This is a genomic window from Streptomyces sp. NPDC037273 (assembly GCF_055603625.1).
Genome location: NZ_JBVJVO010000001.1, coordinates 404,100 through 423,892, shown reverse-complemented (window position 1 = coordinate 423,892; position 19,793 = coordinate 404,100). Strand labels below are relative to the sequence as shown.

Here is a 19,793-nt window from a genome sequence, read left to right as displayed (position 1 = left end):
GTACGCGGGTCCGGGGAGCGTAGCGCGGGTCCGGGGAGCGTAGCGCGGGTCCGGGGAGCGTAGCGCGGGTCCGGGGAGCGTAGCGCGGGTCCGGGGAGCGTAGCGCGGGTCCGGGGAGGCGTAGCGCGGGTCCGGGGGCGTAGCGCGGGCCGGGGGGCCGGCCCCGGGGCGTAGCCGGAGGGCGTAGCGCGGGCCGCAGGGCGTAGCCGGAGGGCATGGCACCGGCCCCGGGCGTAGCCGGCGGGGGTGGCCGGGCGAAGGGCCTTCGGCGTCACCGCCCGCGCCCATTGCGGCCGCCCCCAGGGCAGCACCTCATGACCGGGGCCCGGCCGGGGCGGCTGCGCCCCGCCGGGGTCCCGGCCCGCGTGGCGGTTCCGTCAGGAGACCGCCTCCGGCCAGCCGTAGCCGGGGCCGGTGCGCTGGGGTACGGTGCCGGCGCCGACCGCCTCCATGTCGCGGTTGGCCTCCCGCATCAGCTTGCCCGCGAGGTCCTTCATCGCGCGGCCGGCGGCGAGTTCGTCGCCGATCGCCGGTACGTCGACGTCCGCCGGGTTGCACCGGGCGGAGCCGTGGCCGGTGAGGGTCGTGGTGCCGGTGCTGAGCCGGGCCTCGGCCTTGGTCCTGCCGCCGTCCTCCACGACTTCCACGCCGACCGTCCACTCCAGAGTGCGGCTCATGGTCTGCCTCCTCGCACCGTCGGGCCGCGCGCGGTCGAGGCACGGACCCGTCCGATACTCCAAGGATCCACCAGGCCGGCTCAGGGCGCGCGGAAGAGCCGGGGAAACCGCGGGGCGAGCCACGGCTTGCGCCCCCAGCCGAGCGCCCTGCCGCGCGCGATCGCGGGCCAGGGGTCGATCCTGCCGAGGGCGAGCAGCAGGAACGTGACCGGCTCCGTGAGGATCGTGCAGTCCGGCCGCACGGGCGGCTCCTCCGCGACCTCGACCCGGCCGCCGGCGACCGTCACCCCGAATCCGCGCCCGCCCTTGAGCCGTACCGCGAAACGCGCGGTGAGCCCGGCGACGGCCTCCGGGTCCGCGACCGCCGGCATCACCCGGATCATGAACGGCATGCACAGCCCCACCCGCCGCGCGTCCACCATGTGCGGGCGCCCCAGGGCGAGGGCGAGGTCGTAGCCATGACCGAGCATGTGGGTCAGCAGATACGACCCCAGGACCGCCGGGGTCATCGGCCCGAGCGGCGTGACCACCAGCTCGTCCGGGTCGCGCTCCTCGACGGAGTCGAGAAAGGCGAGCGCCTGCTCCGCGATCATCTCCGCGAGCGGACCGGGCGCCCGCTCCCCGAACTCCGCGAGCGCCCGCTCGTTGGCCTCCGCCAGACTCCCGGGCGTGCCGTCCCCGTACGGCCGTTCCCGCCCCGCGGCCAGGTCCGTCATCAGCGCGTTCGCCTGCGCCAGGTGCGCGGCGGCATCTCCCACGGTCCAGGTGGACCGTGGCACGGGGAGCCCACCGCCGTGCCCGACGACGCCGGCCCCGGCCGTCCCGCCCGCTCCGGCTGTCCGCAGGACGGCGGCGATGTCCTCGGCCGTCCCCCGTATCGCCTCGGCGAGCCCGCCGGGGAGCACCCCGCCCGTTCGTCCCGTCATGGATCCGCCCCTCCCTCGGCTCCGGCGGCTCCCCCTGGAGTACCGGTAGGTCAGGGACCGTACCAGCGGGTAGCCCGGTCGGTTCCGCTCGTTTCGGCAACGATCTCCGGGCCCTGGCACGGCCTACGATCGTCCGCTCCCGCCGCTACCACCCCACGTCGCGGGCCCCCAGGTCGTCCAGCGTCTCCCTGCGGACCAGGACCCGTGCGCGGCCATCGCGTACGGCGACGACCGGCGGGCGGCCCACGAGGTTGTACGTGGAGGCCATGGAGAGGTGGTACGCACCGGCCACCGGCACCGCGAGGAGGTCGCCGGGGCGGGTGTCGGCAGGCAGCGGCACATCCTCGGCGACGATGTCCCCGGCCTCGCAGTGCCGGCCCACGACCGTGACCGACTCCACCTCGGCGCCGGAACGCCGACCGACCATCCGCGGCGCGTACCGCACCCCGTACAGCGCCGGGCGCGGGTTGTCGCTCATCCCGCCGTCCACCGCCACGAACGTCCGCCCGGCCGACCGCTTCACCGCGAGCACCCGGTAGAGCACCACTCCGGCCGGGCCCGTGACCCCCCGCCCCGGCTCGATGATCAGTCGCGGCACCGGAAGCCCGGCCGCGCCGCAGCTCTCCGCCAGCGCGCCCCGCACCTTGCGGGCGAACGCCGTGATGTCCAGCGCCGGTTCCCCCGGCCGGTACGCGATGCCGTGCCCGCCCCCGAGGTCGAGCTCCGGCAGCGTCACGCCGTGCGCGTCCCGGATCCTCGCCATCAGCCCGACGATCCTCCGCACCGCCACCACGTACGGTTTCACGTCCGTGATCTGCGATCCCAAGTGACAGTGAACGCCGGTGAGTTCCAGCTGCGGCAGCGCCAGCACACGCGCGATCGCGTGCTGTGCGTGCCCATCACGAAGCGACAGCCCGAACTTCTGCCCCTCCACCCCCGTCCGCACCTTCCGATGCCCACCCGCGCTGATCCCGGGCACCACCCGCACCATCACCTTCTGCCGCCGCCCCGCCCCCACGGCGGCGGCGATCCGGGCGATCTCCGCCGCGTTGTCGATGACGATCCGGCCGACCCCCAGCCGTAGCGCGGCCTCCAGGTCCCGCGGGGACTTCGCGTTCCCGTGCAGCAGAATCCTCTCCGCCGGAAAGCCCGCGGCCACGGCCAGTTCCACCTCACCGGCGGAACAGACATCGAGGCCCAGCCCCTCCTCCCGCACCCAGCGGCACAGCGCACGACACAGGAACGCCTTCGCCGCATAGTGCACTTCGGCCTCCGGAAAGGCGTGCCGGTAGGTGCGGCACCGCTCCCGCACCTCCGCCTCGTCCAGGACGTACACCGGCGTGCCGTGGCTCTCGGCGACGTCGGCGAGGGAGACACCTCCGACGCTGAGGACGCCGTCCGGGCCCTGTCGGGTGGTCGCGGGCCATACGGACAGGGCCTGGCTGGGCGGGAGTTCGTGGATCGTTCCGAGAGTGGTCACGTCTGTCGCTCCCTTCAGCACGCGAGCACGGACAGGGGCCGCGGACGGGCGGTGGGCGCTGTGGGCGTCGCAGGTGCGAGGGCCGTGGGCGCGACGGTCGGGGGCGCGGCGGCGGCCGCAAGAGGGACGGTCGGGGACGCGGCGGCGGTCGTAGGCGCGGCAGCGGTCGTGGGTACGACAGCGGCCGTAGGCACGGCGACAGCCGTACGCGCGGCGGCCGGCGCGGTCAGGGACACGGCCGCCGGACGGCTCTCCGGCGCCGGTGCGCTGAGGAGCGGGTCGATCCGCAGCCGGTGGACGCCGAGGGGCGCCATGAGGGCGCGGAGAGCAGGTTCCGCGAGGGCGATCCAGGGGTGGGCCGTGCCCAGGACGGCCGCGAGGCGCTCGGGGTCGGTGAAGGCGACGGCGGTCCGGTCGCCGACGGGGGTGCGGAAGACGCGGGCGGCGCAGCCGCGGGGGCCCGGCCGGACGGGTACGCAGAGCCGTCCGGCCGGGGGCCGCTCCCCGGGCTCCGATCCGTCGCCGTGCGGGGCGTCTGTCATGGGTCCTCCAGGGAAGCAACGTACGGCTCCGGCTCGGTCGTGCCGGGTGCCGAACGTGACGCTGCCCCCTGGAGACCGCCCCCGGCCGCCTCCCGCCCGACCCCTGACGCGACCCTGACGTCACGGGGCCGCCCGCATATACGACGCTGACGGCGGAGCGGGGCGGCGGCGACACCGCCGCCAGGCGCGTCAGTCGCCCTTCGAACCGGACTCCATGGACCGCATGGCTTCCTCCGCCCGCTTCTCCATCTCGTCGTCGGACACGTCCTCGACGTGCGTGGCGAGGTTCCAGCGGTGGCCGAACGGGTCCTCCAGCTGGCCGGTGCGGTCGCCGTAGAACTCGTTCTTGACGGGTGACAGCTCCTTCGAGCCCTTGGCCAGGGCCTTCACGAAGACCGCGTCCACGTCCTCCACGTACAGGTGCAGGGTGATCGGCGTACCGCCCACCGCCTTCGGCGAGCGGAAGTTCATCTCGGGGAACTCGTCGGCGAGCATGACGACCGAGTTCCCGAACTCCAGCTCGGCGTGGCCGATCCGGCCGTCCGGCGCCGGCATCCGCATCCGCTCGGTGGCCCCCAGCACGGAGACGTAGAAGTCGATCGCGGCCGCGGCTCCGTCGACACAGAGGTACGGCGTGATCCGCGGATACCCCTCGGGAATGGGCTTGACGGACATGTGCCCCGCCTTCCGGACAGTGGCGATCAACGCCGACCGCCGACTCCGACCACTGATACCCCGAACCCCCGCGCCGCCCTCGGGCGCCGCGCTGCGCCCCCGTACCGCATGCCCCGAAGGGCCCACGCGCCGCCGACGGCGGGCCGGAGCCGCCCGTCGGGTACGAACGGAGCGGGTCACGGGACGCGGGTTCCGGGACCAGGCGGCGCCGTCACTCCATGGGCGCGGCCGCGCCGCGCCGGACGGTATCCGTCACCTCCGGAACCGCCGGTGGGGGATGCAGGTGCCTGCGCCGCCGCAGCCACACGTAGAGCATCAGACACGGCAGCAGCAGTCCGGCGGCGGTGAGGGCGAGGAAGGCGGGGAAGCCGGTGATGCGGTCGACCAGCCAGCCGAAGTTCTGTCCGAAGAAGCCGACCACGAAGGACAGCGGCAGGAACACGCTCGCGAGGATGGTGAGCCGCTCCATCGTGGCGCTCTGGCGGAGGTTGATCTTGTTCTGCTCGACGGAGATCACCGCGATGTTCGCCTCCAGGACGGTGGTGAGGAGGTCGCGCTGGGCCGCGACCTCCTCGTTCACCAGCTGTAGGTGGTCGTGCACGTCGCGGATGTACGGCATGAGCGCCGCCGGCGACTTGCCGGCCTGCAGGCGCCGCCCCAGCACGGCGAGCAGCGGGTGCACGGCCCGGTAGAAGTCGGTCGCCTCGCGGCGCAGGAAGTAGATGCGCTGCGTCGGGGCGACGGCCCCCGAGAACACGGTGGCCTCGATCTGCTCGATGTCGCGTTCCAACTCCTCGACGACCGGCGCGTAACTGTCCACCACCTGGTCGAGGATCGCCCACAGCGTGGACGCGCTCCCGGTCTTCAGCAGTTCCGGACGGCTCTCCAGCCGGCTCCGCGCCCCGTGCAACTCGCTCGCCACGCCCTGCCGCACGGTGATCACGAAGTGCTCGGCGAGGAAGACGCTGATCTCCCCCGTGTCGATCTCCTCGCGCTCGTCGTCGTACCGCGCCGTCCGCAGGATGATCAGCTCGGTGCCGTCCTCGTACTGCTCCGCCTTGGGCCTCAGATGGAACGTCCGGGCGTCCTCCACCGCCAGCTCGTGCAGCCCGAAGACCTCCCGGACCCGCCTCAGCTCCTCCGGCCCCGGCTCGAACACCCCCAACCACACGAACCCGCCCTGCCTGCACCGCGCGGCCGCCTGCTCCAACGGCATCGCCCCCTCGTGCTGCCGGCGCCCGTCCCGGTAATGCGCACAGTCGACGATCATGGCCGCCTCCTCATGGCCGCCCGACGGCGCGGCCCGCCGTGCCGGCCCCACACCAATAGATGCTCCTCCGACTGCCGGGGAATGTCCTCAGGTCGCGGCAGGGCCGAACCGTCACACGTCCCAGGTGACCGGCAGGCTCTTCACCCCGTAGATGTCGGCGGTCTCCGGGCGCAGGGCGACCTCTTCGGCGGGCACGGCCAGGCGCAGCGTCGGGAAGCGCTTGAGCAGCGCGGCGAACGCGACGCGCATCTCGATACGGGCGAGCTGCGCGCCCAGGCAGAGGTGGATGCCGTGGCCGAAGGCGACGTGCCCGGCGTTCTGGCGGTGGATGTCGAGGACGTGGGGGTCGGCGTACCGCTCGGGGTCGCGGTTGGCGGTGTTGTACGAGAGGACGACGGTCGTACCCGCCTCGATCACCTGGCCACCGACCTCGACGTCCTCCAGCGCCGTCCGCATGAAGGACTTGGCGACGCTCAGGTACCGCAGCAGCTCCTCGACGGCCTGGTCGGTGAGCGAGGGGTCGTCGCGGAGCGCGGCCAGCTGCTCCGGGTGCTCAAGGAGGGCGAAGGTGCCCAGCGCCAGCATGTTCGCCGTCGTGTCGAACCCGGCCGCGAGGAGGATCAGGCTGATCCCCTTCAGCTCCTCGTCGGTCAGGTCACTGTCCGTGAGCTCGCTGAGCACGTCATCGGTCGGGTTCGCCCGCTTGGCGACCACGAGCTGCGCGAGGTACTCCTGCGTCGCGGTGTAGGCCGCGATCAGCTCCTCGTCGCTCGTCTCCCCGCCCATGAACTTGTCGATCTGTTCCTGGAAGGAGTCCCGGTCCTCGTACGGCACGCCCAGAATCTCGCAGATGACGATCGTGGGAATCGGCTTGGCGAACGCCTTCACCAGGTCAGCCGTCGGCCCGGCCGCCTCCATGGCGTCCAGGCACTCCGCCGTGACCTCCTCTATCCGCTCACTGAGCATCCGCATCCGCCGCGCCGTGAACTTCCCCACCAGCGGCTTCCGGTAACGCCCGTGATCCGGCTCGTCCATCAGCAGGAACTCCCCGGGCGGCGCCGGCGGCAGCTGGAAATCCACCACGTTCATCAGGTCCTTGCGCGCACTGAACCGCGAATCGGCCAGCACCGACCTCACCTGCTCGTACCCCGTGATCAGCCACCCCGGCTTCCCACCAGGGTGCGTGTACCTGCTGATCGGCCCATGCTCCCGAGCCTCCACCAGCTCCGCCGGCGGATCGAACGGACACCCAGCCGCCCGCTCACTCGGCAACGCCTCGACGGTGTGGGGGGTTTCAGTCATGACACTTCCTCATCTCACGGCGCGACACATTTGACGCACACCGAAAGCTACGTTGCGTTCAAGGAGACGTCAACGACCTATATGACGTACGCCCAGCCCACCCATGCCAAATTGATGCAATGACAGTGAACTCGAATGCAACGCCACGTTGCAATGAATGCCCCCGAAGGCAATGCCGACGCCCCGCCGGATCGACCGCCGCGCCGATCACGCGACCAACCCCCGCCAATCTAAACGATCTTGCTCACCCTCGCGAGATCACTCGCCCCCACCCAGGAGCTCCAACGCCTCCTCCCACCGAAAGCGACCCTCTCCCCCTCCTCCCCCCCCCTTCGGCCGGTCCCGCTCACCCGAACCGATCAGCACGCCCATCTCCCGCAACCGCGCCAGGCTCTCGCCGTACGCCGGGTGCGCGGCCATGGCCGCGTTCACGCGCGGCAACACCACCGTCGGGATGCCCAACCCGTACGCCTCGCGGACCGGATCGGGTGCCCCGACTGCCCGCACGATCGCCTCGACGTCGAGGAAACCGAGCCCTAGGTTCCGGCCGGCGGATCATGGCGGCATAGGCTCCAGGCCATGCACAGCACCCTGACGGAGCACGCCAGATGTCTCTACGGAGACGAGTACCGACCCACGCCGGAGTGCGGGCTCGAACACGGGGAGCACTACTTCGTCGAGGAGCTGACGTTCGCCGACGCGGGTTCGATCCTTGCCATGCTTCGTGAACTCTGTCCGCACCTGGTGGACGGCCACCTGCCGGTCTGGATCCGGAATCTGGCCTATCGGCTGGTGCTCTTGCAACGGCCGGACGAACCGGCACTGCTTCGGGAAGCTGCCGAGAATCTGTGGATGCATGGCCCAGACTGGGACCACATTGCAGAGGACCTCAAGAAGCAGGCCGACGCTCTGGAAGCCGGCTGAATCACGGCCTGAGCCAAAGGCGGATCGACGCAACCGTTACGGTGCCATGGAAGACGTAGGCGCGCTTGTCATACCGTATTGCCACAGCCCGGGAGTGCTTGAGTCGGTTGATCGTGCGCTCGACCTCGTTCCTGCGCTTGTACAGCTCTTTGTCAAAGCCAGCTGGCCGGCCTCCTCGGCTGCCGCGTCGCCGGCGGTTGGCCCGCTGGTCCTTCGGTTCCGGGATCGTGTGTTTGATCTGCCGTCTGCGCAGGTAGTGGCGGTTGCGGTGAGACCTGTACGCCTTATCGCCGCCCAGGTGGTCGGGGCGGGTGCGCGGATGGCCACCGCCGGGGCGCTTGACCCGGATCCGTTCGAAGACGGGTACCAGCTGAGGGCTGTCGCCCCACTGACCCGGCGTGATCAGGAAGGCCAGTGGACGGCGGCCGCCCTCTCCAGCAAGGTGGATTTTGGAGGTCAGACCGCCACGGGACCGGCCGGGCCCTTCGTCGGGGCGAGTGCTGCCCGGGCGTTGATCTCCGTTTCGGTATATGGGGTGTTCTGCGCGGTGCACCGGCAGCGTGCTAGGGGGCCCGGCACGAGGTGGAGTGGCCTGGAGGATCCTTTCCCAGGTGCCGTCCGCCGACCACCGGCGGTGGCGCTCGTACACGGTTTCCCAGCTCCCGAACCGCTCCGGCAGGTCCCGCCACGGGGACACCTGTGCGGACCCGGAACAGGATCCCGCGATCCCGGCGGCACACACGACCACGTACAGAAAGCGCCCCGTCGGCCGATCACTCACCGCCCGTCCCCCTCATCCCCTCGGCAGCGGCTCCGTCACGGATAAGGTGTCCGCCACGACATCATGCTCGTCCAGGAGGTCACGAGTGGGGCCAGAATCCCCGGCGATCCACGTACCGGTCGGGGAAGGTTCCGGTCAGTGGACGAGCCGAACGACCCAGCGACGCGTCCTCCTCGTCGTACACAACGTCACCTCCGCCGTCCGCCTCATGGACCTCCTCCCCCTCTTCCACGACGACTTCCGCGTCCAACTGCTGGTCACCTCGACGGGCTCATCCGTCTTCCAGGGCGGTATCCGCGACGTCTTCCGCGAGCTGGAGCTGCCCGAGCTGCCATGGAAACAGGCACTCTCCACTCCGGTGGACCTGGCGATCTCAGCGAGCTTCGGCGGTGAACTGGACCTGATCCAAGGCAAGTTGACCGTCGTCTCGCACGGCATTGGCTACACTAAGAAGCTGGCCAAGCCGGGAGCCGGGAGCCGGGAGCCGGGAGCCGGGAGCCGGGAGCCGGGAGCCGGGAGCCGGGAGCGGATCGGCCGACGTTTGGGTTGTCGGCGGAGTGGCTGGTGTCGGAGGACGGGCGGAGCTTCGTCGACGGTCTGGTGCTCTCGCACCCCGAGCAGCTGGAGCGGCTGGCACGTGCCTGCGAGGAAGCGGTCCCCGCGGCCGTACTCGCCGGCGACCCCTGCTTCGACCGCATGCTTGCGGCACGCCCGTACCGCGAGCGCTTCCGGCGGGCACTGGGCGTACGCCGCGGCCAACGACTCGTCATCCTGAACTCCACCTGGAACCCGGAAGGCTTCTTCGGCGCCGGCAGCACCACCGCCACCGGCGCGGGCACGGGCACGGGCACGGGCACGGGCACGGGCACCAGCCATGACCTCCTCCCCGCCCTCCTCCCCCGCCTCGCCGCCGAACTCCCCACCGACGACTACCGCCTGGCGGCCGTCCTCCACCCCAACATCTGGCACGGCCACGGCCCCGGCCAGATCCGCGCCTGGCTGGACCGCGCACGCCGCGCCGGCCTCACCCTCATCGACCCCGTGCACGACTGGCGGCAGGCGCTCCTCGCCTCCGACCTCGTCCTCGGCGACTTCGGCGCGGTCTCGTACTACGCCGCCGCCCTCGGCACCCCCGTACTCCTGACCGCCGACGGCAGCGACGTACTCGCCCCCGGCACCCCACTCGCCGACTTCGTCCGCCAAGCCCCCCGCCTCGACCCGCACGCCCCACTCCTCCCGCAGGTCCAGCACGGAATCACCGCCCACCGCCCGGACCCGACCCTCGCCGACTCCGTCACCTCCACCCCCGGCCGCGCCGCCCAGCTCCTCCGCCGGCACTTTTACCGCCTCATGGCCCTCCCCGAGCCCCCTGGCACCGCCTCCCTGGAACCGCTCCCCCTCCCCCCGTACCAGCCGGCGAACGTCACGGCCCCACTCCACGTACGGACGCGCGTCGAAGGAACGGACATCGCCCTCGAACGCTCCACCGCGCATCCCCCCGGCGCCGCCGGCGACGCCCACCTCGCCGTCCACGAGGAAACCCGCCGCCCAGAGGATCTCGACGTGGCCGACGTCATCACCCGCGGCGGCGCGACCGACGACCCCCGCCTGGGCGGCCCCGCCCCTTGGACCGCCGAGGTCCTACGCCTCCACCCGCACTGCTCGACCGCGGCGTACGTCACCGGCCCACACACCTGCGTCGTACGAAGCCGATGGCACGGCACCTTCCGCCTCTCCGCCTCCAGGGAGGCGATTGCCCAGGCGGTTGCCGCATCGGATGGCGCGGCGGATGGCGCATCGGATGCCGACCCGGCCGCGTACTCCTCCGCGCTGCACGCCTGGCTGGCCTACGGCGGCACGGTTCCCGCACACGGAGTCGTGCTGCGGATGCACACGGCAGGTGGTGCCCACGCGTTCCGCGTGGACCCGGCGGACGACCTGGCGCTGGCAGACTGACTCGGCGCTTGTCTCCGAGAGAGGTACCCCCATGTCCTGGCCATCGGTGATCATCTTCGTCGCCGCGGAGCAACGCCCCTCACTCGAAGGGCGCATCCGCGCTCTTGGTCCCGCACTGGACCCTGCGACAGGCCAGGAGAAGCTGTACCAGCACGGTTACTCGTACTACACCGACCTCTCGGGCGAGATCCTCTCGGAGTACGAACCCGACGAAATCGAGCAGATCACCCCCCTCATCGGCACCCCCTACGCGGTCTACCTGTCCTGCCAGTCCATGGACGCGGCCAGGGCCCTCCTCCGCGACGTCCTGCCCGACGTGGACGACGCCCTCGTCGACACCAACCACGGCGAGATCCTGCGAGCGGACGCGTTCGTGACGCTGATGGACCGCTTCCCGGAATGGGACTGGCGTCGCCAACCGAGCACGGAACTGCGTTAGACCGGCCGGTACGACAACCCCTTCAGCTGTTGCGCACGCTGTGGACTTGGACGACGAGGTCCGGAGGCAGATTCGGGCCTGCGCACGCGTAGTCGATCAGCAGGTTCCGGTAGGCGGTGTTCGTGAGCTTCGGGGCCAGGGTGAGGAGGGTGTTCAGGTCGTCGGGGGAGCCGGAGAGGCGGGTGCGGTAGGCGGCGCCGGCGGCGCGGAGGGAGAGTTCGTGCGGTTCGTGTGTGAGGCCCTGGTCGACGAAGGTGGCCGCGGCGGCGAAGTCGCCTTGGGTGGCGCGTACGTCCGCCAGGTCCAGGTAGAGGGACCAGTTGGCGGGGTCGAGGAGCAGGGCGCGTTGGAAGGCCGCGGCCGTCTGGTCCAGGTCGCCGATGGCGCGCCAGGTGGCGGCTCGCGCGACTGCGGTCCACATGACGGGATCGACGGCGTCCGCGCGGTCGCAGAGGGCGAAGGACAGGTCGTACCGGCCGCAGGCCCGGGGCAGCCGGGCCATCGCGGCCAGGGATTCGGGGACGGGGTCGCGTTCGGAGACGACGTCGAGGGCGTGGAACCAGGGCGTGAAGCGCTCCCGCATCGCGTCGGTGTCCAGGTCATGGCCGTAATCCAACGTGCGCAGGCACGCCTCGGCCAGGGCTGCGGCACTCACCGCGCCGAGACAGCGCGCGTCGCCGAACCAGGGTGCGGCGCCCCATGCCACGTCGGGGCGCGCCCCCGTGACCGATCCGAGGGCCATCACCGCGTCGTCCGTGTTTCCGTCCAGGAACAAGAAGTACGAGTGCGCGAGGACAGCGCTCAAGGAGTCGCTTCCCTGGAGGCTCTCCTTCAGTTCCGGGCGGTGGTCCCGCCACAACTCGGCAAGGGCCGCATAAGGCTCCGGAGCCGCGGGTGCCGAGGCTATCGCCCGCACCAGAAGCTCCACGGCGGCCATCGGGCTTCCGCCGCAGTGCGCCATCACACGGGCGACACTGACTCCCGCCGCCACTGACTGATTCGACATCGCCAGAGAATACCCACACCCCTACCCACACCCGCGGCCAAGGGTTCTGCGAGCACCGCCGCTTGGACGGCGCAACGCTGTCCGTGCCTAGCGGGCGACCCCCGCCTCGCACCGCCGTCGCAAGCCGGCCAGGTAGGCGAGGTGTGGGGTGGCCGAGGAGGGCAACAAGGGCTCGGCTTCGGCGATGGCGGTCAGGGCGGCGGACTCGTCGCCGCTGTCGTGGAGGGTTTCCGCGAGGTCGGTGAGGGCGCGGGCGTGGTTGTACGGCTCCGGTGGGGCGCCGGTGCGGCCGGCGAAGAAGGCGACGGCGGTTTCGAGGCATTGGCGGGATTCGCCGAGGCGGCCGAGGCCGCGGAGGGCTCGGCCTCGGTGGCGGGCGATGAGGGCGAGGGCTCTGGGGAGGTCGGCGGCGCCTTCCTGGCCGTCTTGGATGCGACGGTAGACGGCTTCCGCCTCGACGAACCGTTCGTAGGCCGCTTCGTACGACCAGCGGTTCAGGCTCAGCAGACCGAGGAGTTCGACGGCGGAGGCCTCGCCGCGGAGGTGGCCGGCCGCCCGTTCGTAGGTGACGGCGGCGCGGGCGGCGCGGTCGGCACGTTCTCCACGGCCGATCTCGCCCAGGCAGTGCGCGAGTTGGAAGTGGAGCGCCGCCGCCATCCGCTCGTCCGCCCGGCTCTCCTCGGCGCACCGCGCCGCGTCTCGCAACGCCGGAAGGACCTCGTCCCAGTACCCCGCCTTGAGCTGCAGCGGCCACAACGAGCGCGCCAGCCACAGGGCCGTTTCCGTCCTCTGATGCTCTTCGGCGAGGACGACCGCCCGCGCCACGTTCGCCACCTCGGCCGCCAGCACGGCAATTCCGTCCGGCACGGTGCGCGATGCGGCCGCGTACTCCTCCGGCACCTCGGTCCGCCAACTCTCCGGCAACGCCGCGCGCGACGCCGGCAGCACCTGCTTCAGCAGCGCTTCGAGCATGCGCCCCACGGCGTCCTCGCACGCCCCCAGCCCGTACTCGGCCGCGGCGCTCTCGGCCAACTGCCGTCTCACCTCCGGCCGGAAGCGGTACCTCCGGTCGGGCAGCGGTTCCAACAGCCCGACCTCCACGGCCTCGTCGAGCATCCGCTCCGCCGTCACCTCGTGGACCTCAGCAGCGGCCGCCGCGATCACGACGCCGAGCGACGGCCAGCCGCCGAGCGCGACGAGCCGACACAGCCGTACCGCCTCCGGGCGGAGCCGTACCGAAGCCACGTGTGCGGCGGTACGTACGGGGTGACCCGGCCACACCCCGACCGCCCGGCCCCCAACCTCAACCCCAGCCCCAGACCCAGCCCCAGACCTACCCCCGCCCCCATCCCCATCGCCGGACACCGGCGGCTCGGACTCGTCCCGTACCAACAGCCGCGCCTCCGCATGCAAGGCGAACGCGTTCCCCCGGCACCGTTCCAGCACCCCCGGCAGCGCCGCCTTGACCCGCGCGGCGTACTCCGGCCCCGCTACCTTCCGTACGAGCTGCTTCGCATGGCGGTCGCTGAGCGGCGGTACGGTGACCCGCTCGGCTTCAAGGAGCAGCGGCGGGCCGGAGACGACCACGAGCAGCAGGACGTCGGGGGTCGACGGCACAAGGGCGCGCACTTGCGCCAGCGAGGTCGTGTGGTCGATGACGACAAGCGCCTTCCGCTCCTCGGTGAGTTGCCGGTAGAGCCGCTCCCGCCCCGCCTCGGTAGCCGGGATCGCGTCGGGCTCCACGTCCATCTCGCGCAAGAGCCGCAGCAACACGCCCGCCGCCTCGGGCCCGTTGTCCCCGGAGGCATCCCGCAGATCGACGTAGAACCGCCCATCGGGAAACCGCTCGCGGGCCTCGGCGCCCAAGCGCAGCGCCACCGAAGTGGAACCACTGCCGGCGGGCCCCGACAGCAGCACGACCCGGGGCCGGCCCTCCCAAGGGCGCTCGGCCTCCCTCATCAGCTGCTTGAGCACCTTCTCCTGGTTGGTGAACGCCCAGGGCGCCGGAGGCATCGCTCCCTGCGATGCCTCGACAGCCCCCTCGCGGCCACCCTCCACCAGAAGCGCCCACTCACCGGCCCGCCCAGGATCCCCACCCAGCCGCGCGTGCACCCGCCCCGCCAACGCCCGCCGCTCCTCCGAACCGGCCGGCAACGGCGTCTCCCGCCCGAGCGTCCGCCTCACCAACGCCCCCGCCGACAGGGTCAGGTTCTTCCCGACCTCCCCAGCCGCCCCGTTCCCCACCCCCAGCAGAAACGTAGTCAGCGCACTCAGCGCCACGACCTCCAACACCTCGGCCCCTCCCCCTGGTCGCCGGCCCCGCTCCCGCCGCCTGCTTCTGCGGGACTGTATCGCCGCCCGAACGGATCGCGGAAACAGCCTCGCGTCGGTAACTCCCCTGCGTGGCGCGATACATGCGCCCGGACCGAACGGCCTTCGGGGACCTCGGGCGCGGACGTCGGGCTCTTGGGGTGGCACCAGCCGGCGGCCGGGGGCGGATCGGGGAGTGGTCAGAGCCAGCCGTTGCGGCGGAAGCCTCGGTGGATGACGAGGCAGGTGAGGGCCATGACGGCGAGGACGACGGGGTAGGAGTAGGTCCAGCGGAGTTCGGGCATGTGGTCGAAGTTCATGCCGTAGACGCCGCAGACCATGGTGGGGACGGCGATGATGGCGGCCCAGGCGGTGATTTTGCGCATGTCCTCGTTCTGGGCGACGGTGACTTGGGCGAGGTGGGCTTGGAGGATGGAGTCGAGGAGGGCGTCGAAGGCGGCGACCTGTTCGGTGACGCGGGCGAGGTGGTCGCCGACGTCGCGGAAGTAGGCGCGGATCTCGTTCGCGATCACGGGCATGGGCTCGGTGGCGAGGCGTTGGAGGGGGCGGCACAGGGGTGTGACGGCGCGCTTGAGTTCGAGGAGTTCGCGCTTGAGCTGGTAGATGCGGCCGACGTCGCCGCGGTGGCCCTGTTCGGAGAAGACGGCGGTCTCGATGGCGTCGAGGTCGTCCTGGACGGCCTCGACGACGGCGAGGTAGTCGTCGACGACGTGGTCCGCTATCGCGTGGAGGACGGCTGAAGGGCCCTTGGCCAGTTGTTCCGGCTCCGATTCCAGGGCCTCGCGGAGCGGGCCGAGCGAGCCGTGGCCGCCGTGGCGGATGGTGATGACGAAGTCGGGCCCCGCGAAGGCCATGAGTTCGCCGGTGTCCACCACTTCGCTGGTGGCGGTGAGCTCGTCGTGTTCCACGTACCGGACCGTCTTGAAGACGGCGAACAGCACGTCGTCGTACTGCTCCAACTTCGGCCTCTGGTGCGCGTGTACGGCGTCCTCCACGGCGAGCGGATGCAGTCCGAAGAGTTCGGCGAGCCCCGCGAACTCCTTCTCCTCCGGCTCGTGCAGACCGATCCACACGAACCCGTCCCCCGCCTTCCGCACCCGCCGCACGGCCTCCTCCGCCGACCGCACGTCCTCCTGCCGCACGCCGTCCCGGTACACGACGCAGTTCACCACCGCCGTGCCGAGCGGCGAACGCGCGGGATGACTCAGGTCGACGGCACGCCGGTACGTCCGGCGGACGGCACTGCGCAGACGGTGGATCATCGACACGGGTACTCCTTCGGCAGATCGCGGGCCAGTCTGCCAGCAGCCTGTCGAAGGGGACAGGGCCTCCTGCCCGCGCGCCCCGGCAGGGGTGACGTGGGGCACATTCGGGTCGGTCGTGTCACGTTCCGGCGGCCGTCGCTCGTCCCATGGGCGTCGCCGGCACGGAGGCCGGTGCGGGACCTGGGAGATCGCCGTGATCAAGGAACATCGGATCGTCGTCCTCGGCGCCGGCTATACGGGAATGCTCACCGCCATCAGGCTTGCGCGGCGCACCCGTGGGAGCGGTGTGAGGATCACGCTCGTCAATCCCTCGGGGCGGTTCGTGGAACGGTTGCGGATGCACCAGATCGCGGCCGGGCAGGAGTTGGCCGTCCGGCGGATCGGTGATCTGCTCGACGGTACGGGGGTGACGTTCGTCCAGGGCACGGTGACGGCAATCGATCCCGAGGCGCGGCGGGTGACGCTCGACGGCGTCACGGCCGCAGTCCCCTACGACACGCTCGTGTACGCGCTGGGGAGTACGACGGACAGCGGCCATGTGCCTGGTGTGGAGGAGCACGCGTTCACGCTGAACAGCCCGGAGGTCGCGGGGCGGTTCGCCACGCGGGTCGCCGAGATCGCCGGGGCCGGCGGGAGCGGCCGTGGCGTCGGTGGCGGGAGCGAGGGGGCCGGTGCGGGTGGCGATTCGGGCGCCGGGTCGGGCGTCGGCGGTGCGGTTGCCGTCTGTGGGGGCGGCCTTACGGGCATCGAGGCGGCGACGGAGCTGGCGGAGGCGTATCCGGGGGTGAAGGTCACGCTGGTGAGTGCGGAGGAGCCGGGTTCCATGATGGGCGAGAAGGCGCGGGCGTACCTGCGTCGGGCGCTGGGACGGCTCGGGGTCGTGGTGGAGGCCGGGGTGAAGGTCGCGAGGGTGCTGCCCGGGGCGGTCGAGCTCACCGATGGGCGGGTTGTGCGGGCCGATGCCTGTCTGTGGACGGCGGGGGTCCGGGTTTCGCCGCTCGCCGGCGAGGCGGGCATCGCGACGGACGACCGTGGGCGGATCGTGACCGACGCGACGCTGCGATCGGTTTCGCATCCGGAGATCCACGCGGTCGGTGACGCCGCCGCCGTGGACATGGACTTCGGGACGCTGCACGGTTCCTGCCAGAGCGGGCTGCCGACCGCGCAGTACACCGCCGACGCGATCGCCCGGCTGGTGCGTGGCAGGAGCGTCAAGCCGTTCCGTTTCGGCTATTTCCATCAGCCGTTGAGCCTCGGCCGCAAGGACGCCGTCATCCAGTTCACGAGGGCCGACTTCACTCCGGTCCGTATGTACCTCACGGGGCGGGCCGCCGTTCGGTACAAGGAGCTGGTGAGTGGCAGCCCTCTGATGACGTACCGGTACAGCAAGCGGATGAACGTCACGACACTGGTCTCCAAGGGCGGCCGCGCCACGCGCGGGCCCGTGGCATGACGTACGTCAGCGCGTGACCTCCCCCGTGCGTCAGCGGGACGCCCGCGTCGAGGAGGACCGGGGCGGTGGTGATGAAGAGTTCGTCGACGAGCATTCGCCCAGGAAGGACGGGGCGGGGCGATGGGGGGCGAGTACGGCTTCCAGGGCGGCACGCTGCCGGTCGGCGAGGGAGCCCTACCGGTCGGCGGCCCGCAGCGCGGCGGCGCCGGTGAACGCGGACTGCAGTGTCGCGACCAGGACGGAGGTGTCCGTGCCGGGCTCCGGCTCCCGGGCGCCCCTCGCCTGATCGAGGGCTCGCCGGTCCCGCGCGCCGGCGCCCGCTGGGAGGCGAGCCCGACCGGCCGGGCATCCGACTTCGCGCCGCTGCTGTCGAACCCGTTGACGGTGATGACGGGCGTCACTAGTGTCCGCCGCAGATCCCAGACCTGTTGAACGGTGTTCGATATTTCGCGCGGTGGGAGCGCTCCCACTTGGTACTCCCGCCCCGACCCCCGCAGGAGCCGCTCATGACACCCTCCCAGCCGTTACGCCTCTCCGCCGCCTTGCTGACAGGCGCCCTCCTGCTCGGCGGTCTCATGACCGGGCCGGCCGCCGCGGACGTTCCCGCCGCGGCGGCGGTGTCGGCCGTGCGCGTCAACCAGGTCGGCTACCTGCCGGACGGCCCCAAGCGCGCCACCGTCGTGACGACGGCGACGGAGGCGCTGGCCTGGCAGTTGCGGAACGCGTCCGGGGCCGTGGTCGCCTCGGGGTCGACCGTCCCGCGCGGCGCGGACGCGCCCTCGGGGCAGTCCGTCCAGGTGGTCGACTTCTCCTCGTATCGGAGCGCGGGTTCGGGATACGTCCTGACGGTGGACGGGACCGGCAGCGTGCCTTTCGACATCCGGGCGGACCTCTACGACACGCTGCGCTCCGACGCGATGGCCTTCTTCCACCACCAGCGCAGCGGCATGGCGATCGACGCCTCCCTGGTGGGCTCCGCGTACGCCCGTCCGGCCGGGCACCTCGGGGTGGCGCCCAATAAGGGCGACACCTCCGTTCCCTGCCAGGCCACGGTGTGCGACTACACGCAGGACGTCAGGGGCGGCTGGTACGACGCGGGCGACCAGGGGAAGTACGTGGTGAACGGCGGGATCTCCACCTGGCTGGTGGTCAACTCGTTCGAGCGGGCCGAGCGGGCGGGGAAGGGCGCGGCGCTGGGCGATGCGAGCCTGCGTGTCCCCGAGCGCGGCAACGGCGTACCCGACGTTCTCGACGAGGCGCGCTGGGAGCTCGACTTCCTGATGCGGATGCAGGTGCCGGAAGGCAAACCGTACGGGGGCATGGCGTTCCACAAGATCCACGACGCGGCCTGGACCGGCATGCCGCTGCGTCCCGACCAGGACGCGCAGCCCCGCGAGCTGCACCGCCCGTCCACCGCGGCCACGCTCAACCTCGCGGCGGCCGCCGCGCAGTGCGCCCGGGTCTTCCGTCCGTACGACTCCGGGTACGCCGACCGCTGCCTGTCGGCCGCCCGCCGGGCCTGGACGGCGGCCCGGGCCAACCCGGCGGTGTACGCGCCGGCTTCCGACAGCACGGGCGGCGGTGCCTACGAGGACGCGCGGGTGACCGACGAGTTCTACTGGGCGGCCGCCGAGCTGTACGCGACGACCGGCGAGAGCGTCTACCGGGACGCGGTGACCTCCTCGTCCTGGCACACCTCCGCCGACGCCTTCACCCCGCACGGCTTCGGCTGGGCGGACACGGCCGCGCTCGGCAGGCTCGTCCTGGCCACCGTCCCCAACGGGCTGCCCGCCACCGATGTGTCCCGCGTCCGTTCCTCGGTGATCGCGGCGGCCGACGTCCACCTCTCGCGGATGGCCGCCCAGGGCTACGCCGTGCCCACCCCGGCGGACGGCTACTTCTGGGGTTCGAACGGCAACATCGCCGACAACGCGATCGTCATGGCCGTCGCCGGCGAGCTGACGGGCGACGGGCGATACCGGGCCGGGGCGCTGGAGACCATGGACTACCTGCTCGGCCGCAACGCCCTCGGCCAGTCGTACGTCACGGGCTACGGCGAGCGGTCCTCGCAGAACCAGCACCACCGGTTCTGGGCCCACCAGTTGGACGCCTCGCTGCCGAACCCGCCGGCCGGTTCGCTCGCAGGAGGGCCCAACAGCGGACTCCAGGACCCGGTGGCGCTGGAGAAGCTGACCGGCTGCGCCCCCGCCGCCTGCTACATCGACCACATCGACTCGTACTCGACCAACGAGGTGGCGGTCAACTGGAACGCCCCGCTGGCCTGGCTCGCCGCCTACGCCGCCGAGCGGACCGCCACCGGCGGCGAACCGCCCACAGCCGCCTGCGCGGTGACGTACACGGTGAACAACGTCTGGAACGCGGGCTTCACCGCGACCGTCACCGTCAAGAACACCGGCCCGACGGCCGTCGACGGATGGCAGCTGGCCTGGACCTACGCCGGCGGCCAGCGCGTCACCAGCGCCTGGAACGCCACCGTCACCCAGAACGGCACCGCCGTCAGCGCCCGCGACGCCGACTGGAACAAGGCGATCGCTCCGGGTGCGTCCGCGAGCTTCGGCGTCCAGGGGACCCACAGTGGCGCCACCCCCTCCCCCGCCGCCTTCACGCTCAACGGAAGCGCCTGCACCTGATCCACCGCCGGCCGGGGGGGGGGGGGGGGGGGGGGGGGGGGGGGGGGGGGAGGGGGGGGGGGGGGGGGGGGGTGGGGGTCGGGGGGGGGGGGTGGAACGGGGGGGGGTCTGAGGC

Annotated in this window: 15 protein-coding genes and 2 pseudogenes; 5 read left to right on the top strand and 12 right to left on the bottom strand. The window is 71.9% G+C overall.

Going from position 1 to position 19,793, the window contains the following annotated elements:
- Positions 1–377: 377 nt before the first annotated feature.
- The 8 genes and pseudogenes from ACZ7G1_RS01870 to ACZ7G1_RS01835 all read right to left on the bottom strand — a co-directional run.
- Complete coding sequence (locus tag ACZ7G1_RS01870) at positions 378–677, bottom strand: dsRBD fold-containing protein (RefSeq protein WP_470877632.1); 300 nt, start codon at positions 675–677, stop codon at positions 378–380.
- Between the two features lie 80 nt (positions 678–757).
- On the bottom strand, positions 758–1,603 hold the full coding sequence (locus ACZ7G1_RS01865) for a maleylpyruvate isomerase family mycothiol-dependent enzyme (RefSeq protein ID WP_470877631.1): 846 nt from the start codon (positions 1,601–1,603) through the stop codon (positions 758–760).
- Positions 1,604–1,748: 145 nt separating this feature from the next.
- Positions 1,749–3,083 carry a diaminopimelate decarboxylase gene (gene lysA, locus ACZ7G1_RS01860; RefSeq protein ID WP_470877630.1) on the bottom strand — a complete coding sequence of 445 codons (1,335 nt, stop codon included), beginning with the start codon at positions 3,081–3,083 and terminating at the stop codon, positions 1,749–1,751.
- 14 nt (positions 3,084–3,097) lie between these two features.
- Positions 3,098–3,625, bottom strand: coding sequence for an SAV_915 family protein (locus ACZ7G1_RS01855; RefSeq protein ID WP_470877629.1), 528 nt, complete (start codon positions 3,623–3,625; stop codon positions 3,098–3,100).
- Between the two features lie 189 nt (positions 3,626–3,814).
- Positions 3,815–4,300: a VOC family protein gene (locus tag ACZ7G1_RS01850; protein ID WP_470877628.1), complete on the bottom strand. Its 486-nt coding sequence runs from the start codon at positions 4,298–4,300 to the stop codon at positions 3,815–3,817.
- Positions 4,301–4,511: 211 nt separating this feature from the next.
- Positions 4,512–5,570, bottom strand: a complete 1,059-nt coding sequence (locus tag ACZ7G1_RS01845; RefSeq protein ID WP_470877627.1) for a magnesium and cobalt transport protein CorA — start codon at positions 5,568–5,570, stop codon at positions 4,512–4,514.
- 111 nt (positions 5,571–5,681) lie between these two features.
- A complete protein-coding gene (locus tag ACZ7G1_RS01840) occupies positions 5,682–6,872 on the bottom strand; it encodes a cytochrome P450 (protein WP_470877626.1) in 1,191 nt (396 codons plus the stop codon).
- Between the two features lie 258 nt (positions 6,873–7,130).
- Positions 7,131–7,346, bottom strand: a pseudogene (locus ACZ7G1_RS01835) (flavoprotein); the annotation flags it as partial.
- 105 nt (positions 7,347–7,451) lie between these two features.
- Here ACZ7G1_RS01835 and ACZ7G1_RS01830 point away from each other — a divergent pair.
- On the top strand, positions 7,452–7,796 hold the full coding sequence (locus ACZ7G1_RS01830) for a hypothetical protein (protein WP_470877625.1): 345 nt from the start codon (positions 7,452–7,454) through the stop codon (positions 7,794–7,796).
- A gap of 1 nt (position 7,797) precedes the next feature.
- Here the strand turns inward: ACZ7G1_RS01830 and ACZ7G1_RS01825 are convergent.
- Positions 7,798–8,518 (bottom strand): annotated as a pseudogene (locus tag ACZ7G1_RS01825) (IS5 family transposase); the annotation flags it as partial.
- Between the two features lie 623 nt (positions 8,519–9,141).
- Between ACZ7G1_RS01825 and ACZ7G1_RS01820 the strand changes: the two are divergent.
- The gene (locus ACZ7G1_RS01820) at positions 9,142–10,533 is read left to right on the top strand and encodes a hypothetical protein (protein WP_470877624.1); all 1,392 of its coding nucleotides are present in this window, start codon (positions 9,142–9,144) and stop codon (positions 10,531–10,533) included.
- Between the two features lie 31 nt (positions 10,534–10,564).
- Positions 10,565–10,972: a hypothetical protein gene (locus tag ACZ7G1_RS01815; RefSeq protein ID WP_470877623.1), complete on the top strand. Its 408-nt coding sequence runs from the start codon at positions 10,565–10,567 to the stop codon at positions 10,970–10,972.
- Positions 10,973–10,994: 22 nt separating this feature from the next.
- On the opposite strand, the gene ACZ7G1_RS01810 is transcribed toward ACZ7G1_RS01815, so the two are convergent.
- The 3 genes from ACZ7G1_RS01810 to corA all read right to left on the bottom strand — a co-directional run bounded on the left by ACZ7G1_RS01810 (position 10,995) and on the right by corA (position 15,571).
- Positions 10,995–11,978 (bottom strand): tetratricopeptide repeat protein, encoded by a 984-nt coding sequence (locus tag ACZ7G1_RS01810; RefSeq protein WP_470877622.1) that lies wholly within the window; start codon positions 11,976–11,978, stop codon positions 10,995–10,997.
- A gap of 87 nt (positions 11,979–12,065) precedes the next feature.
- Positions 12,066–14,270 carry an ATP-binding protein gene (locus ACZ7G1_RS01805; protein ID WP_470877621.1) on the bottom strand — a complete coding sequence of 735 codons (2,205 nt, stop codon included), beginning with the start codon at positions 14,268–14,270 and terminating at the stop codon, positions 12,066–12,068.
- Between the two features lie 218 nt (positions 14,271–14,488).
- Entirely contained in the window at positions 14,489–15,571 is a 1,083-nt protein-coding gene (gene corA / locus ACZ7G1_RS01800) for a magnesium/cobalt transporter CorA (protein WP_470877714.1), read from the bottom strand.
- A gap of 244 nt (positions 15,572–15,815) precedes the next feature.
- On the opposite strand from corA, the gene ACZ7G1_RS01795 reads away from it, so the two are divergent.
- Entirely contained in the window at positions 15,816–17,027 is a 1,212-nt protein-coding gene (locus ACZ7G1_RS01795) for an NAD(P)/FAD-dependent oxidoreductase (RefSeq protein ID WP_470877620.1), read from the top strand.
- Positions 17,028–17,533: 506 nt separating this feature from the next.
- Complete coding sequence (locus ACZ7G1_RS01790) at positions 17,534–19,678, top strand: glycoside hydrolase family 9 protein (RefSeq protein WP_470877619.1); 2,145 nt, start codon at positions 17,534–17,536, stop codon at positions 19,676–19,678.
- The last annotated feature ends 115 nt before the right edge of the window (positions 19,679–19,793 follow it).

Excerpts from the sequence above, each read along its gene's own strand:
- ACZ7G1_RS01830 (WP_470877625.1), top strand. The coding sequence starts at position 7,452 with ATGCACAGCACCCTGACGGAGCACGCCAGATGTCTCTACGGAGACGAG.
- ACZ7G1_RS01815 (WP_470877623.1), top strand. The coding sequence starts at position 10,565 with ATGTCCTGGCCATCGGTGATCATCTTCGTCGCCGCGGAGCAACGCCCC.
- ACZ7G1_RS01840 (WP_470877626.1), bottom strand. The coding sequence starts at position 6,872 with ATGACTGAAACCCCCCACACCGTCGAGGCGTTGCCGAGTGAGCGGGCG.
- ACZ7G1_RS01810 (WP_470877622.1), bottom strand. The coding sequence starts at position 11,978 with ATGTCGAATCAGTCAGTGGCGGCGGGAGTCAGTGTCGCCCGTGTGATG.
- corA (WP_470877714.1), bottom strand. The coding sequence starts at position 15,571 with ATGATCCACCGTCTGCGCAGTGCCGTCCGCCGGACGTACCGGCGTGCC.
- ACZ7G1_RS01865 (WP_470877631.1), bottom strand. The coding sequence starts at position 1,603 with ATGACGGGACGAACGGGCGGGGTGCTCCCCGGCGGGCTCGCCGAGGCG.
- ACZ7G1_RS01795 (WP_470877620.1), top strand. The coding sequence starts at position 15,816 with ATGCTCACCGCCATCAGGCTTGCGCGGCGCACCCGTGGGAGCGGTGTG.
- ACZ7G1_RS01845 (WP_470877627.1), bottom strand. The coding sequence starts at position 5,570 with ATGATCGTCGACTGTGCGCATTACCGGGACGGGCGCCGGCAGCACGAG.
- ACZ7G1_RS01855 (WP_470877629.1), bottom strand. The coding sequence starts at position 3,625 with ATGACAGACGCCCCGCACGGCGACGGATCGGAGCCCGGGGAGCGGCCC.
- ACZ7G1_RS01870 (WP_470877632.1), bottom strand. The coding sequence starts at position 677 with ATGAGCCGCACTCTGGAGTGGACGGTCGGCGTGGAAGTCGTGGAGGAC.
- ACZ7G1_RS01850 (WP_470877628.1), bottom strand. The coding sequence starts at position 4,300 with ATGTCCGTCAAGCCCATTCCCGAGGGGTATCCGCGGATCACGCCGTAC.
- ACZ7G1_RS01790 (WP_470877619.1), top strand. The coding sequence starts at position 17,534 with ATGACACCCTCCCAGCCGTTACGCCTCTCCGCCGCCTTGCTGACAGGC.